The sequence below is a fragment of the Paenibacillus sp. LC231 genome (assembly GCF_001860525.1).
Classification (GTDB): Bacteria; Bacillota; Bacilli; order Paenibacillales; family Paenibacillaceae; genus Paenibacillus_AQ.
On record NZ_JFOM01000012.1, the window covers coordinates 132836 to 146581 of the forward strand.

The window sequence follows — 13746 nt, forward strand, 5'->3', positions numbered from 1 at the left end:
GAGCAGCAAGATCTCTAGTAATAGAGCAACAATTACCAAGTAAATGATATTTCCGGCACTGCTTGTACACTATCACCTAACACAATTCCGCTAAAAAAGAGCAGTCCACATGGACTGCTCTTTTCCTCTTATTGCACATACGCACCAATAAACTCCGTCACTTCGCGGTCATACCCCTCGGGATCGAACTGGCGCGCCATGCCGTGACCTGCTTCGGGGACGATGAACAGCTTCTTTTGCTCCGGACCATTCTCGTACAGCTCATACACCATCTCGGTAGGTACGAACAAATCGCCGCCGCCGTGAATGAACAGCGTTGGTGTTTTGGATTTCTTCACCTGTTCGAGTGCGGATGCTTCGCCGAAGGAGTATCCGGCGCGGATCTTGGTCAACAGGCTCGTGGATTGAACCAGCGGGAAGGACGGCAGCTTATACATGCGCTTCAGCTGATATTTCAGCTCATCCGTGACCGAGGTATATCCGCAGTCCTCAACAATGGCTTTTACTTGGGGAGGAAGCTCTTCGCCGCTGGTCATCATGACCGTTGCACCGCCCATGGACACGCCATGAAGGACAACTTGCGTGCTTTCACCCGTATGCTCGATGACTTGATCGATCCATTTCAGATAATCCTTGCGCTCCGGCCAGCCGAAGCCGATGTAATCGCCTTCGCTTCGCCCATGACCTCGCGCGTCGGGCAGAAGCACGTTGTAACCCAGGTCCTTATGGTACATTTGGGCGAATCCGCTCATCTGCTCCGAATGTCCGGAGTAGCCATGAGCAATGATGACGGTTTTATCCGTCGATACCTCGGCAGGTAAATAGTAAGCATGCAGTTTTAGACCGTCGTCTGAAGTAAGGTTCCATTCCTCGAAGCTCTGCTGGGTCCACCAATCCTTGCTGTCCGCAAAGGGATTGTCGATATTCGAATTGGCTTCCAGGTCCGGGTTGCCGTTTAGAAAGCCCTTGTCGGCGCGGGCAATAGCGACGTTATAGAAGTAGAAGCTTGCTCCGCCAATAATGAGAACTAGAAATGCGATGATAGCTGCTGACATGATCATAATCCTTTTTTTCATGTTGATGGTTATCCTCCCCGTATCCATGGGACAAGCACGATGAATGTGATAAGGAAGGCATAGCTGATACGATATCGTTCCTTCCACCTATCATATCGCACGTCCCCTGATTAATCTATATCGCGGATCACGTTCGTTTCATGGGTGTTACATCAATTGTATCGGTTGGGGTAGCCTAAAGATAAAGAGCTGCAGCAGGAGGCGAGGGAGAATATGAACAAACGCTTCATCAGCCTAATTCTTGCCGTCGTTATGGTTATGGGTTTAACGCTGCCGTCCTATGCCGAGGAGGCCTATTCTTCACCGAAGAAGGATAGTGCGCAGCTGCAATATCAGGATATGCTGATGCTATTTTTGCTTCCTCATATCGATGAGGCGGTTCGCGGGCATTATATCCACACGTTGAAGGAGCAGCCGCTTGTTTATCCATACTTTGTGGATGTGACCGAAGTGAAGAGGGTTAATGGATTCCGCGGTTTTCATTTCATCATCACGCTTGAGGCCAATCCAACGGTTGGTCCCCATATTTCGGTTGGAAAGGATCGGCTTGTGTTTGAAGTGGCTCCGACGATTCCCGGCGGTATGGTCAAGCTGGTGGAATACAAACATCTGAAGACGTATGAACTACCTCCGCATTGGCAAAATATCGTGAAGTAACGGCGGTGAAATCGATCCAATGTCAAAAAACAAGCAAACGCAATTCGCGCGTTTGCTTGTTTGGCATGGAGATCATGGTGCGTTTATCGGGTCTCACACCCTCAAGCATTGAAGCAGCAGGTAGGGTACCTGCAATGCTTACCAGCTCTCGTAAACCGGCCGATCCGGTCCCGGTTCGGCCTGGATCCAGCCGATGGCGAGCAGAACGATGATGGCGATGAAGGCAGCCGGCAGTACCCATTTCCAGGCATATGCGAGCATTCGCACAGCAGGGGACATTAGGGCTAGAATGAGCCCGATCAGCACCACGCTGAATAGGTGTATTCCTGGCGGCAGCATAAGGAACACAATATGAAAGACCGAAGTGAACATCAGAACAGGGATCAGGGACGTTCCCAGTACGACAGCCGGATGGTTTAGGGATTCGATCGGGTCCCGGGTGAATGCCGCCCATGTCAGGGCCGCGTAATGGACCAGCAGCGGAATCGCAAATAAATAGCTTGCGCCCGGCAGGAACCCGGTTGAGCCGACAAGCAGCAGCAGGAACAGGAATGAGCCTCCCAGCAGCATCTCCAATTCATTCACTTTCCGCACGATCCAGCGGGTGAGCGCAACATGAACGATGAAGGTTACCAGGATGAAGCTGACACTGTACAGAAGCGAATCATAGGTTGCCCCTGTGGGTTGCGTCATTTTGCCGGCCCACAACGTATCAACCAGCGACCACAGGCCAAAGCTTAGCGCTGCCGAGAGCACGATGGCTGCAATCGGGGTTAGCAGGCCTAGCAAACTTCCCTTGAGGGAGAGTCTGGAGATACGGGCAAACAGTACCGCGAAAGCCATCCATATCGCCGCGAACACCACGGTGATCGGGATCGCCCATTTTGCAGGGTAATGAACCAGCAGGCCAAATAAATTGAAATAAATACGGTCGTCTGTTGAAGCCAGGTCAGTCAAATCAAGGTTGCCAAAATGCTTTGCCACGGCCAGCGCATTCTCGCCTTGATGCTGCATGGTTTCAAGGGAGACGTTCTCCGTGTTGTCCATCGGGGTATGATAAGCGACCCACCCATCGCCATAGGCAAAGTTTAGTCCCGGGAGACCATGCTCAAGCGCCACCGTCAAATCGGTATCGTTCGGCAGTTGTTTGTAGAGGTCCACCAAGAGCGAGTTGCTGACAGGATTGGATACGGCTTGTGCGTATTCTTCAATGATCCGACTATTGCTGTCGCTGGTCTGAAACATGAAGGAGGAACCCTTCGATCCCCGGGCTTCAAAATTCGCAATCATGCCAACCTCAAGGTGCTGCGGGTCACGGAAGAACACTTCCGCCCCCAGCAGACCCCTCTCTTCCCCATCTGTCAGCAGAATCCATATGTCATTCTGCGGCGGAGGTCCGGCTTGGATCGCTCTTGCCGTCTCCAGCAACGAAGCTACGCTTACCGAAGCATCATTGGCTCCGGGTCCGGTAGAGACCGAGTCATAATGGGACATAAGCAGGAGCGGTTTGCCCGATCCGGTGCCCTTAATGACACCCAGAATGTTCGTAAGCTGAATGTCGGCGTCGATGTACTTGGTTGTCAGTCGGCCATTAAATTCTTGGACGTCCGGGTTCAAGCCAAGTTGCTCCATCTGTTCCACCAAGTAAGCTCTGACTTCCGCATTGGCATGCGAACCCATCGGATGGGGCTCTTGTGCGATGCGCTCGACATGCGCCATCGCGCGTTCGGCAGAGAACTCGGTTGCGGGCGCATCGATCTTTCTGGCTTCTGGCGGCTTCTCGAACCACAGCATGAGAGAGATAACGAGTATGACGGTGAGGATGGTTGTAAGCGGCAGCCAATAAGGAGGTCTGTAATCCGGCGGTCTACTCAATTGAATTTGCATGGTAACTACTCACTTCCTTTTTATGATCATTCAGGCGTTTCGTAAAGCGATCTTTCATCGTATGTAAGAAATCGGCTCTTACACAGCGTAGTTCCAGAATATGACATGTGTCAATATAAGATTGAGAATGATCAGCATTCCATGCATAACACAAAGCAAGAGCCTCCATTAGAATGGAAGCTCTTTTGATTTATATTCAATATTCATTTTTTCATACCATGCGTTCAGACCGGTCCAGAGCTGTTCGCAAAGCTCATACACATGATCGATCTGGAGAAGCTGACCCCGCATCACCAATTGTGCCAGCTCATCGTATCCCGAAGGCCTGGATTTCAGGGACAGTGATTCCTCCAATGTCTTGGCTCTTGTATTGTAAAACGTTTGGTTGGCAAGTCCAATCAGCTTGGCCGTCTGCCAGGTCAGGTCCTTGGCTCCAAGCGGGAGGTAGCCTAAGTTACCGGATTGGACGTTGTTTCGTATTTTGCCCATCGTTTCGTAGGGTTCCCAGATCATGAATTCCCGCATCGTTTCTTTGATGGCTTCGTCTGAAACCTGGAGGGGCAGCTTCCGAATTTCAGCAAGCAGGTTCGCCGGATCGTAGATTTCCTGTAGATGGACATAAGCGCCCGCTGTAATCGCCCATGAGTCGTCCACCGACGCTGCATCCTTGAATATGTCCTGCTTTTGTTCCATTCCGATTTCGATTTTGAAAGGGGGGTATATGAATTCATATCCGAGCAGGGAGACTCCGTCCTGTGTAACAACTTGAAGTTCAATGTCCGAGTAAGGACCATCAATCCCTTGTGCAATCGAACCGTACAAGCCAATGGCCAAAATGTTATCGCCGTGCAACTGAAGCAGTCGGTCTTTGATTTGATGAATGATGTTCATTTTCTCTTCTCTAGTCGTAGCAGCAGGATAAGGCAGCATAAGGAAATCCCCTCCGAAGAAAGTTAGTTATCTATATTATAGTATAAATAGAACGGTTGTATTAGGGGGGTGACGGGTTTATGAAGTTTAGGAGAGTTCTAGCCTGGTTCGTCTTGGTGATAGTGATTGGTTGTTCTGGTTTGAGCAAGATAGCTGTGCCTGAGGACCTGCTCGCGGAGGGGGAAGATGAATTACGAATTCATTATTTCTATGAAGATGCCCATGCCGCGAATGAGCTGGATGAGCAAGCCCGGATTAGGCCGAAACTTTAGGACTTAGAAGATTTCCGTTTTTTGTAGTGGTGAACCACAAAAAAATTGCCTTGAAAACAGCTGACTTGAATGATGTTGTAGACTTTCTAAAGAAGAACAGGTAGAGATCGTAAAATCCTTATCCCCTCATTCCATCTTATGGTAATATATCCTTGCGGAGGTGGGGAAGTAGCCATTGGACCCGCTCCCGCAATAAATAGCTGAGGTGAGTAGAGATGAGTAGAGCTGAGCAGAGTCAAGGCAAGACCAAGCAGGAACTGGACCGGGTTGTATTCATTGGCCGCACGTTTGAAGAGTACACGCATATGTTTGATTTGGAAATGTCGGACCTAGCCGGCAAAAGCGTATTGGATTGCCCTTCCGGTGCGTGTTCGTTCACCGCTCACGGTGCGAAGCGTGGTCTCGATATAACGGCCAGTGATATTGCCTATGACCACGAGCCGGATGACCTGGAGGCCAAGGGACTGCAGGATATCGGGCATGCGATGGAAACGATGGAGCAGGCGAAGAGAAATTATGTCTGGGACTATTATGGAGATGTGGTGGGGCTTCGTCAGCATCGCCAGCAAGCGCTCCGTGATTGCGTTCAGGATATGAGGGAGTTTCCGGATCGCTACGTTGCTGCGGTACTGCCGGAGCTGCCTTTTGATAACAATCAGTTTCATCTGGTGCTGTCCGCCCATTTTCTGTTTATGTACAGTGACCGATTGGATTATGACTTTCATGTCCAGACGATTCGGGAGCTGCTGCGTGTTGCCTCGGAAGAGGTACGCATCTTTCCGTTAACCGATTTGTCGGGGGAGCGCTACGCTCATTTGGAGCGCCTGATTCATGAGCTAGAGGCAGACGGTTTTCGGGTGGCGGAAGTTAAAGTGCCTTATGAGTTTATGAAGAACGGCAATTCGCTGCTAAGCATTCGTAAGTTCTAGAAGAATGAAGGTAAGATGTGGGGAGCCGGCAATATGCCGGCTCCTTTATTTTTAGCTGGGTATGGTGTTTGTCGTCAGGGAACAGGGTGCGCCGTATTCACTGTTCCAATGAATGCTCCTGTCTTACAGGAGCGCGGAGAATGGTTTTCATGGAGGAGGAGGCGGCTTTTCGTGGATCGGACAAATAAACCTCATGATGATGCCCGTCCTGTACGTAATGATGCTGTTTCATGTAAGCATACATTTTCGCCAGCGTATCAGGCTCTGTGCTGTAGGGGCCGATATGCATGATTTGGACGCATAGTCCCTCATGGATCGTTTCCAATACCACTTGCTGAATGGGCTCCAGATGATTTTTCTTGGAGAAGGCTTTGTCCCGTGCGGAATCGACGATCTCCGGGGTGACAAACGCCGGCATCCGAATGAGCAGCTTCCAATGCCATTCCTCTTTCGGAACCTCCAAACCATACCGATCCGAGTTAACCCACCATTGCCCTTCAAGTTTAGGAACGGTGAAATCTTGAATCTCCGCCTTGCAATATCCCTTAACGCCATAGGCAACGGTATACAGCGCCTCGGTTGCATTCTCGAAAAGGGAGCTTTCGGGCGCGCCTTGGCCTTCGAACGACAGATAGGGAAAGGGATCAAACTGCACGAGCTCGGGGGTGTTCCCGGCTGTATAATAGGTTTTATCGCTTTTGGCCAGATCGAGTTTAGGAAGCGGCATACATGAATCTCTCCTTTTTGGACATGATTTACGCCTATCATAAACCAGCTTCACTGACAGCATAGGAGTCAGTGAAGTTGTTGAAGGATCAGTCCTCGTAATATGCGGCCAGGTCTCGGGCCGTCTCGGAGAGAACAGTTCGCAGCTGCTGCGGCTCAAGTACTTTGACTCCTTTGCCAAAAGAAAGCAGCAGATAAGGCATGTATTGCAGCATCCAATCCGGATGCATACGGAATTCGGCCTCATCGTCATTGCTTCTTGCGACAAGATAAGGCTGTAGGAACCACTGGTTGCATAACGTGTCCAGAACCTCGGGGCGACCTTGAAGGCGAACGGTTACCAACGTCGGTTCCTTCGCCTTCGACTTCGTATTGTGATCCTGATACTCATGAATACGGCTCATATAATCATGTACCGAGAAATGTTCCGGCATTTCAAATGTGCGGCCTGTTACCGACAGGCTGTTCATCCGGTCTACCCGGAATACGCGGAGGGCCTCCCGTTGATGGCAATAGGCAATCAAATACCATTTGCCGAGCCGGTAGATCAGCCCATAGGGATCAATATGGCGCTCCTCCACGGAGCCGCTGAAGGACTTCGCATATTGAAGGACCAGGGTTTCGCGTCTGGCAATGGCTTGCTCTAACTCTCGCAATCTGAGGTGAAGCAAGGCACTCTGTGATGGCAGTGGGATGTGAATGCTGCCAACATGACGCCTCAAGTCTTCCAATTGAGATTCCTGAAGCCGGTGCTCAATCTTGGTTAGTGCCTTTTCAAGAGCATCCGTAAACGGATAGTCCGCTTGCCGGGCAAGTAGCGCACTGTGTTCCATGGCTTTAAGCTCGGTTAGTTCGAAGAACAGCGGCACGCTTAAAAAAGAATCGGGCAGCCTGAATCCCCCGCCATGTCCGGATTCGGATATGATAGGGACCCCGCTCATATCCAGCGTGTCGATGTATCGGTAGACCGTTCGGACACTTAGCTCAAGCCTCTCCGCCAATTGCTCGGCCGTCATTTTTTTATGGGATCGAAGCAGCCATAGTATGGATAACAGATAGTCCAGCTTAGCCATGGACAGCACTCGCTTTCTCATGTTATTTCGGTTATATCCGGCTTAATGAAGCTATTATAACAATCCATGAGGGGGTATGATCAAGCGAATAAAACGGGGACTCCTGGTATAACAAATAACAAAACTTCAATATTGATATTGAATGATGGTTTGTTATAATGTGTTCAACAGAGAGGGGGCGTGAAGATGGGCTGTCGGGCGGACAATGTAAGTCCCGTTTCGGTGCTCATTGAACCTATGTCACATGACCAACCACTAACGAAAGAAGCCATATTGGACGCGGCCGAGCAGACGCTTCGGCGCTATGGTCCTGACAAAACCTCGGTTGTCGATGTTGCCAAGGCGCTTCAAGTCAGCCATGGATCCCTGTATCGGCATTTTCCCAGCAAGGCCGCTCTGAGAGAAGCCGTAACGGAACGGTGGCTGCAGCGGATTGCGGATCCGTTACAGAAGATTGCAGACGGAACGGAGGGCAGCGCCACCGATCGCTTGCGGTTATGGACGGATACCCTCATCCGGGCCAAACGGGCTTATGTCCTCGAGGATCCCGAGATGTTTGCCATGTATACGACCGTGACGCTGGAAGCCGTCAAGGTAATTGATACGCATGTAAAGCTGTTAATCGGACAGGTTGCCCAGATCATCGATCGAGGGATGCTTACTGGTGAATTTAAGCCGGGCCAGTCGGAGTCGGTGGCAAAAGCCTTTTTCATGGCAACGTCCCTGTTTCATCATCCGGTGCATGCTTCTCAGTGGACCTCGCAGGAGATTGAAGCCGATTTTGACTCGGTGTGGGCCATATTGTTATCCGGAATCGCGAAACAGTAAACGGGCGAGAATCATAGTTAGAGGGAACTAAGCAGGGGTAGAGGCGGCCGTTATGCATTTCCGAACAGCACTTCGGGAGCTGGTGCAGCGAGATCACCCATTACGTTAAAAAGATGCTATTCTTGGCAATGTGCATGAGATAGCGTCTTTTTTGTATATATATAATTACAAATGACAAAAATACAAAACTGTCACTTGTAATTTGTAATGTGCAGACATATAATCAAATTACAAAAAATGATGTACAGATCAGAGGATCCATCTGATGAGATATTCGTGCACCTAATTCATATGCGGGAGGTTGTATCATGACAAAGAGTTTATCGGGCAAGGTAGCTATCGTAACGGGAGCATCAAGAGGCATCGGGCGTGAAATTGCGGAGAGACTTGCGGAGAACGGGGCTAAAGTAGTGGTAAACTATGCAAGCAGCCCGGCTAAAGCCGAGGAAGTGGTGAGCGCCATTAAGCAAAGCGGCGGCGAAGCCCGGGCCATTCAAGCTGATATTCGTCAGGTAGCAGCGATTGAACGACTGTTTGGTGAAACGATCGAGGTTTATGGCGGCATCGATATTCTCGTGAACAATGCCGGCATCATGACAACTAAGCCGGTTGCTGCCATGACGGAGGAAGATTTCGATCAGCAGTTTGCGATTAATGTAAAGGGGACTTATTTCGCGATCCAGCAGGCTTTTCACCATATGAATTCGGGCGGCCGCATCATCAATTTCTCGACGTCGGTGGTTGGGCAGATGTTCCCGGCGTACAGCGTATATGCAGGCACGAAGGGCGCTGTAGAGCAGTTTACGCGTCAGTTGGCCAAAGAATTCGGACCCAAAGGAATTACAATTAACGCAGTGGCGCCCGGACCGATTAATACGGAGCTCTTTACAGTTGGCAAGTCGGAGGAGCAGATCGCGGGTATCGCAAACATGAATGCTTTCGGACGTCTGGGAGAACCGGATGATGTTGCAGGGGCCGTTCTCTTTCTGGCCGGTGAAGAATCGAAATGGATCACAGGCCAAACGATCCGCGTGAACGGCGGTTTTGTGTAATACTCACACCATCAAAATAACGCAAGAACAAAAAGGCACCGGGAGTCGGTGCCTTTCGTTACGGATACGGTCGATCTGTTGTAGAGGATCCTAAATACGTATCAACCAACATGGAGTACAAGACTTCCTCCCTGAATGTGGGGGAAAGATCGCTATTCTCCGCAAACGCTCCTTAATCCAAGTCCTTCCACTTTAAGTCCAGCGTCGGAGGGGTGTAGCTATCCATGAGCTCGAGCAGCTTGAGCGGGTCATCGGAGAGGTTGATCAGGTTTAGGTGGGAGGCATTGGAGAAACCTTCCGTGATACTGTACTGAATCAGCTTCATGAACGGTTCATAATACTCCCGGACATTCAGCAGCCCGATCGGTTTCTGATGAATTCCGATTTGCGACCAGCACAATACCTCGAACAATTCCTCAAAGGTTCCAAAACCGCCCGGTATGGCGATAAACCCGTCGGACAGCTTCGCCATCGTCGCTTTGCGCTCATGCATATCCGCTACTTCAATGAGCTGGGTCAGCTCGGTATGTACAATCTCGCCTTTAAACAGTCCTCTCGGCATCACCCCGATAACTTCACCGCCATGCTGCAAAACGGCGTTAGCCACTTCACCCATCAATCCGATTTTGGAGCCGCCGTATACGAGCTTGTATTGGTTGTGGGCAATGTGTCTGCCGAGCTCGGCAGCTTTCGCTTTATAGTCTGGATGTTCCCCCATGTTCGATCCTGCAAATACACATATGGATTTCAATTCGCACACTCCTTGACAAGATGTTGATATTTCATTCGTGTAATTATACTATATATAGTGATTTGTGTCATGGCGTCGATGAACGATATTGTTAATGATCATCAGATGGCACCTCTTATCTTATGGCATACATGTTAGCATTATCATGAGTTTGTTCTTGAATTGTGTAAAAAGTAAAGGTTTAGTCATCCCAGGGAATCCCGGAGGTAGTAGAAGTATGGATATGAATGAAGCGCAGCAATGGATTAAACAATTTTATGGAGAGCGAGGCTGGACCGAGTACGGCCCCTTTATTCGCGTTGGGTTTTTGATGGAGGAGACAGGGGAAACGGCGCGTGCCGTTCGCGCTTATGAGATCGGCAGGGACCGCCCCGACGAGGAGGTTCAATCCAGGGAACAGCTCAAGCAGGATTTGGTGGAGGAGATCGGCGACGTACTTGGAAACATTTCACTGTTGGCGGATCTTTATGGCATTTCGCTGGAAGAGGCGTTTATGTCCCATCAGCAGAAGCTGCTGAAGCGGTTTGGTTCTTAAATGAACGAAAGTCGGGTCCTTCCTATCATCAGATGATGACGTGGTGGAGTCATTGAATGGCTGAATGGCAGCATACATAACCGGCTTGATAGCGCATCGCAGGAATTATGGCAGTAGTCAGAAAGCCGAAAGGATACGTACGGGTTTAGAACTGTAAAAAGGCTGCAACCCAGGGTCCAATGGACGTTGGGGTGCAGCCTTATCATATTATATCATCTAATGAGCTTGAATTATGCTAGGATACCAGGACTTTGCGGAATTCCTGCGTCAGCAGCGGAACGATGTCGAACAGATCGCCGACGATGCCGTAATCGGCTACCTTGAAGATCGGTGCCTCAGGGTCTTTGTTGATGGCGATAATGACCCGCGATTGGCTCATGCCGGCCAGATGCTGGATGGCGCCGCTAATACCGCAGGCAATATAGATCTCGGGCGTAACGACTTTGCCGGTCTGCCCGATCTGGAGCGCGTAATCGCAGTAGCCGGCATCACAGGCGCCGCGCGATGCGCCGACGGCACCGCCGAGCAGGTCCGCAAGCTCCTCCAGCGGCTGGAAGCCTTCCGCGCTCTTCACGCCGCGCCCGCCGGAGATGACGATTTTGGCTTCCGAGAGGTCGATTTTTCCCGTGGTTTTGCGGACGACGTCCTTTACCACGGAGCGGAGGGAAGGGGCAGGGTAAGCGATGTCCTCAATGCTGGCGCTCGCGCCCTCGATGGCTTCCGCAGCAGGAATATTGTTCGGACGCACCGTGACCACCCACGGTCCGTTCTGGAAGACGCGCTTCTCAAAGGCTTTACCCGCATAGAGCGGACGAGTGAACACCACTTCTCCACTTTCCGTCTCGATCGCGGTTACGTCGGAAATTTGTCCTGCATTCAGGGAAGCGGCGACGAGCGGTGCTAAATCGCGGCCGATAGCTGTATGTCCGAAAAGTACGGCATCCGGCTTGGCCTGACCGATAACCGCTTCAATGGCGGCCATATAAGCTTCAGGATTATAATTTTCCAGATCATCATGCTCAACCGTATAGATCGTATCGGCACCATAGGCGTTCAGGGCCGATACAGCCTCCGTAATGTTGGAGCCCGCAACCAGAATGCGGATGCTATCACCGTCACCTGCAATCAAGCGAGCCGCGCCAAGCGTTTCGAGAGCAACCTGACGCAGCTTCCCATCCCGGTTCTCGGCATACACTAATATCGTTTTGCTCATATCATAACCTCCTAGGATCCATTTGGGATTGAAGAGAAGAGATTTGACGATTTAACCAACCTGAGCAACTTAAGCGAATTCAGGGGATTTCCTCAGAAGCGTTGCTGCTCGGATTTCGCGGAACGTATCAAGCGAAAAGCGTGCATGACGGACATCCCGTAAACCATACAATCAGAATACATAGGGAATGATGGCGCGGCTCTATGCCGGGTCCGTGTAACCGCATTCACTAGTACGAGTCAAAGGGGGATATTCGTACATTCGTACATTCGAATACCCGTTCATCAAATCACTTTCGACTGGGTGCGGAGCAAGGATACCAGCTCATGCGCCACTTCGGCGGGCTCGCCCTTCAGAATGCGTCCGGCGCTTCGCTCCGGCGGCAAGGACAGCTCGCTTTGCTTCGTTGCCGGCTGGATATCGACTTCCGATAATCCGAGATCATCCAGGGTCAACGTCTGAAATGGCTTTTTCTTAGCCTTCATGATGCCAGGCAGCGATGGATAGCGTGGTTCGTTCAAACCTTGCTGTGCCGTAAAGATCGCCGGGAGCTGAACCTCCAATACTTCAAGATCACCTTCGGCATCCCGGTGCACTTCAGCCGTGGTACCGTCCAGCGTAAGCTTGGTAATGGAGCCGGCATGCGAAATGCCGAGGAGGCTCGCCAGGCGAATGGCCACCTGACCCGAACCGCGGTCTACGGAGAAGTTGCCGCCAAGGATCAGATCCGGTCTTTCCTTGGACAAATACGCGTGCAGCACCTTGGATACCGCATATTCATCGTCCGGAATCCGCTCGTCGGAGATCAGCACGGCATCATCAGCACCCATCGCGAGGGCAGTGCGCAGGGCCTCTGCCGTACGATCCGGCCCGACGGACAAGAGTGTCACGCTGCCGCCGTGGTCATCCCGAAGCTTCACGGCTTCTTCCACCGCATATTCGTCATACGGATTGATGACAAATTTCACCCCATCCTCGGCAATCGATCCGTTCTCAATCGTAATTTTTTCCTCCGTGTCAAAGGTCTGTTTAAGCAATACCACAATCTTCATCGGTTAAACGCTCCCTTCAATATGAATATCAGCGGGACTTATTGTCCGCCGGAAACACCGTTCAGGAAAAAGCTAAGCGTCTCATCCGCCTGATCGGACAGAGAATACTTGCGGCCGGAGATCAGCCAAGAGGTCACCGCTTCGTCCATCGCGCCAAAAATCAGGTTGCGCACCAGCTTGACGTTCAGATCGGAACGGAATTTCCGTTCTTTGATGCCCTGTTCCAGAATATTCTCGATCAGCACAATATATGGCTTCAATGCGCTGCCGATTTCCTTGCGCAGCTCCAGATCGCTCTGCCGCAGCTCAATCTGCGTGACATAAGCAAGCTCAGGATTGCTCTCCAGCTCCGAGAAATGGATGCTGCACACCGTCCGCAGCGCTTCCACGGCATCCGTGGTTCCTTCCACGTTTTCGTGGAATTTGCCGACCAGTTCGCCAAGCTTCTCCTGGAACAGGCGGATCAGGATATCCTCCTTCCTCTTAAAGTACAAATAGATGGTGCCGTCAGCCACGCCGGCAGCTTTGGCGATCTTGGAAACCTGGGACCGGTGGTAGCCGTTCTCGGCGAATACTTTCAGGGCGCCCTGGAGAATAAGGTGGTATTTTTCATTTTTTTTACTTGTCATATGCTCACCCCGGTGTTAGAATACAGTTAAAATTATGAATGAATACTCATTCATTTCTTGTATCCATCATAAAATACGTTCATGTCGTTGTCAACGATGGGTTACGAAGAAGCGTGAAATGGATGAAGCAGATGGA

15 protein-coding genes are annotated in these 13746 nt (G+C 50.8%); 6 read left to right on the top strand and 9 right to left on the bottom strand.

Going from position 1 to position 13746, the window contains the following annotated elements:
• Positions 1-128: 128 nt before the first annotated feature.
• Positions 129-1076, bottom strand: coding sequence for an alpha/beta hydrolase (locus AK95_RS08545; protein ID WP_071219543.1), 948 nt, complete (start codon positions 1074-1076; stop codon positions 129-131).
• Positions 1077-1289: 213 nt separating this feature from the next.
• Here AK95_RS08545 and AK95_RS08550 point away from each other — a divergent pair, with 213 nt between their 5' ends.
• Positions 1290-1733 (top strand): DUF3888 domain-containing protein, encoded by a 444-nt coding sequence (locus AK95_RS08550; RefSeq protein ID WP_071219544.1) that lies wholly within the window; start codon positions 1290-1292, stop codon positions 1731-1733.
• Positions 1734-1871: 138 nt separating this feature from the next.
• On the opposite strand, the gene AK95_RS08555 is transcribed toward AK95_RS08550, so the two are convergent.
• Together AK95_RS08555 and AK95_RS08560 are read right to left on the bottom strand one after the other, a co-directional pair.
• On the bottom strand, positions 1872-3620 hold the full coding sequence (locus AK95_RS08555; RefSeq protein ID WP_071219545.1) for a M28 family peptidase: 1749 nt from the start codon (positions 3618-3620) through the stop codon (positions 1872-1874).
• 168 nt (positions 3621-3788) lie between these two features.
• The gene (locus AK95_RS08560; protein WP_071219546.1) at positions 3789-4550 is read right to left on the bottom strand and encodes a kanamycin nucleotidyltransferase C-terminal domain-containing protein; all 762 of its coding nucleotides are present in this window, start codon (positions 4548-4550) and stop codon (positions 3789-3791) included.
• Between the two features lie 140 nt (positions 4551-4690).
• Between AK95_RS08560 and AK95_RS35135 the strand changes: the two genes are divergently transcribed.
• Positions 4691-4822: a hypothetical protein gene (locus AK95_RS35135; RefSeq protein WP_268801960.1), complete on the top strand. Its 132-nt coding sequence runs from the start codon at positions 4691-4693 to the stop codon at positions 4820-4822.
• A gap of 215 nt (positions 4823-5037) precedes the next feature.
• Positions 5038-5751, top strand: coding sequence for a class I SAM-dependent methyltransferase (locus AK95_RS08570; RefSeq protein WP_071219547.1), 714 nt, complete (start codon positions 5038-5040; stop codon positions 5749-5751).
• A 97-nt stretch (positions 5752-5848) separates the two neighbouring features.
• Here AK95_RS08570 and AK95_RS08575 read toward each other — a convergent pair whose 3' ends face one another.
• Positions 5849-6478, bottom strand: a complete 630-nt coding sequence (locus tag AK95_RS08575) for a GyrI-like domain-containing protein (RefSeq protein WP_071219548.1) — start codon at positions 6476-6478, stop codon at positions 5849-5851.
• Between the two features lie 88 nt (positions 6479-6566).
• Positions 6567-7571: a helix-turn-helix transcriptional regulator gene (locus tag AK95_RS08580; RefSeq protein ID WP_083397569.1), complete on the bottom strand. Its 1005-nt coding sequence runs from the start codon at positions 7569-7571 to the stop codon at positions 6567-6569.
• Between the two features lie 165 nt (positions 7572-7736).
• On the opposite strand from AK95_RS08580, the gene AK95_RS08585 reads away from it, so the two are divergent.
• Positions 7737-8378, top strand: a complete 642-nt coding sequence (locus AK95_RS08585) for a TetR/AcrR family transcriptional regulator (RefSeq protein ID WP_235613058.1) — start codon at positions 7737-7739, stop codon at positions 8376-8378.
• Positions 8379-8686: 308 nt separating this feature from the next.
• Positions 8687-9430 carry an SDR family oxidoreductase gene (locus tag AK95_RS08590; RefSeq protein ID WP_071219549.1) on the top strand — a complete coding sequence of 248 codons (744 nt, stop codon included), beginning with the start codon at positions 8687-8689 and terminating at the stop codon, positions 9428-9430.
• Positions 9431-9602: 172 nt separating this feature from the next.
• On the opposite strand, the gene AK95_RS08595 is transcribed toward AK95_RS08590, so the two are convergent.
• Positions 9603-10181, bottom strand: coding sequence for an LOG family protein (locus tag AK95_RS08595; protein ID WP_071219550.1), 579 nt, complete (start codon positions 10179-10181; stop codon positions 9603-9605).
• Between the two features lie 217 nt (positions 10182-10398).
• On the opposite strand from AK95_RS08595, the gene AK95_RS08600 reads away from it, so the two are divergent.
• Positions 10399-10716: a MazG nucleotide pyrophosphohydrolase domain-containing protein gene (locus AK95_RS08600; RefSeq protein WP_071219551.1), complete on the top strand. Its 318-nt coding sequence runs from the start codon at positions 10399-10401 to the stop codon at positions 10714-10716.
• Positions 10717-10951: 235 nt separating this feature from the next.
• Here AK95_RS08600 and AK95_RS08605 read toward each other — a convergent pair whose 3' ends face one another.
• From AK95_RS08605 to AK95_RS08615, 3 genes are all read right to left on the bottom strand, one after another.
• Positions 10952-11929, bottom strand: coding sequence for an electron transfer flavoprotein subunit alpha/FixB family protein (locus AK95_RS08605; RefSeq protein WP_071219552.1), 978 nt, complete (start codon positions 11927-11929; stop codon positions 10952-10954).
• Positions 11930-12213: 284 nt separating this feature from the next.
• Positions 12214-12981, bottom strand: coding sequence for an electron transfer flavoprotein subunit beta/FixA family protein (locus AK95_RS08610; RefSeq protein WP_071219553.1), 768 nt, complete (start codon positions 12979-12981; stop codon positions 12214-12216).
• A gap of 38 nt (positions 12982-13019) precedes the next feature.
• Positions 13020-13610, bottom strand: coding sequence for a TetR/AcrR family transcriptional regulator (locus AK95_RS08615; protein ID WP_071219554.1), 591 nt, complete (start codon positions 13608-13610; stop codon positions 13020-13022).
• Positions 13611-13746 lie beyond the last annotated feature (136 nt).

What these genes read in the sequence shown, in the direction of transcription:
- AK95_RS08600 (WP_071219551.1), top strand. Translation starts at nt 10,399, where the DNA reads ATGGATATGAATGAAGCGCAGCAATGGATTAAACAATTTTATGGAGAG.
- AK95_RS08590 (WP_071219549.1), top strand. Translation starts at nt 8,687, where the DNA reads ATGACAAAGAGTTTATCGGGCAAGGTAGCTATCGTAACGGGAGCATCA.
- AK95_RS08605 (WP_071219552.1), bottom strand. Translation starts at nt 11,929, where the DNA reads ATGAGCAAAACGATATTAGTGTATGCCGAGAACCGGGATGGGAAGCTG.
- AK95_RS08575 (WP_071219548.1), bottom strand. Translation starts at nt 6,478, where the DNA reads ATGCCGCTTCCTAAACTCGATCTGGCCAAAAGCGATAAAACCTATTAT.
- AK95_RS08550 (WP_071219544.1), top strand. Translation starts at nt 1,290, where the DNA reads ATGAACAAACGCTTCATCAGCCTAATTCTTGCCGTCGTTATGGTTATG.
- AK95_RS08545 (WP_071219543.1), bottom strand. Translation starts at nt 1,076, where the DNA reads ATGAAAAAAAGGATTATGATCATGTCAGCAGCTATCATCGCATTTCTA.
- AK95_RS08610 (WP_071219553.1), bottom strand. Translation starts at nt 12,981, where the DNA reads ATGAAGATTGTGGTATTGCTTAAACAGACCTTTGACACGGAGGAAAAA.
- AK95_RS08580 (WP_083397569.1), bottom strand. Translation starts at nt 7,571, where the DNA reads ATGAGAAAGCGAGTGCTGTCCATGGCTAAGCTGGACTATCTGTTATCC.
- AK95_RS08585 (WP_235613058.1), top strand. Translation starts at nt 7,737, where the DNA reads ATGGGCTGTCGGGCGGACAATGTAAGTCCCGTTTCGGTGCTCATTGAA.
- AK95_RS08560 (WP_071219546.1), bottom strand. Translation starts at nt 4,550, where the DNA reads ATGCTGCCTTATCCTGCTGCTACGACTAGAGAAGAGAAAATGAACATC.
- AK95_RS08555 (WP_071219545.1), bottom strand. Translation starts at nt 3,620, where the DNA reads ATGCAAATTCAATTGAGTAGACCGCCGGATTACAGACCTCCTTATTGG.
- AK95_RS08570 (WP_071219547.1), top strand. Translation starts at nt 5,038, where the DNA reads ATGAGTAGAGCTGAGCAGAGTCAAGGCAAGACCAAGCAGGAACTGGAC.
- AK95_RS08615 (WP_071219554.1), bottom strand. Translation starts at nt 13,610, where the DNA reads ATGACAAGTAAAAAAAATGAAAAATACCACCTTATTCTCCAGGGCGCC.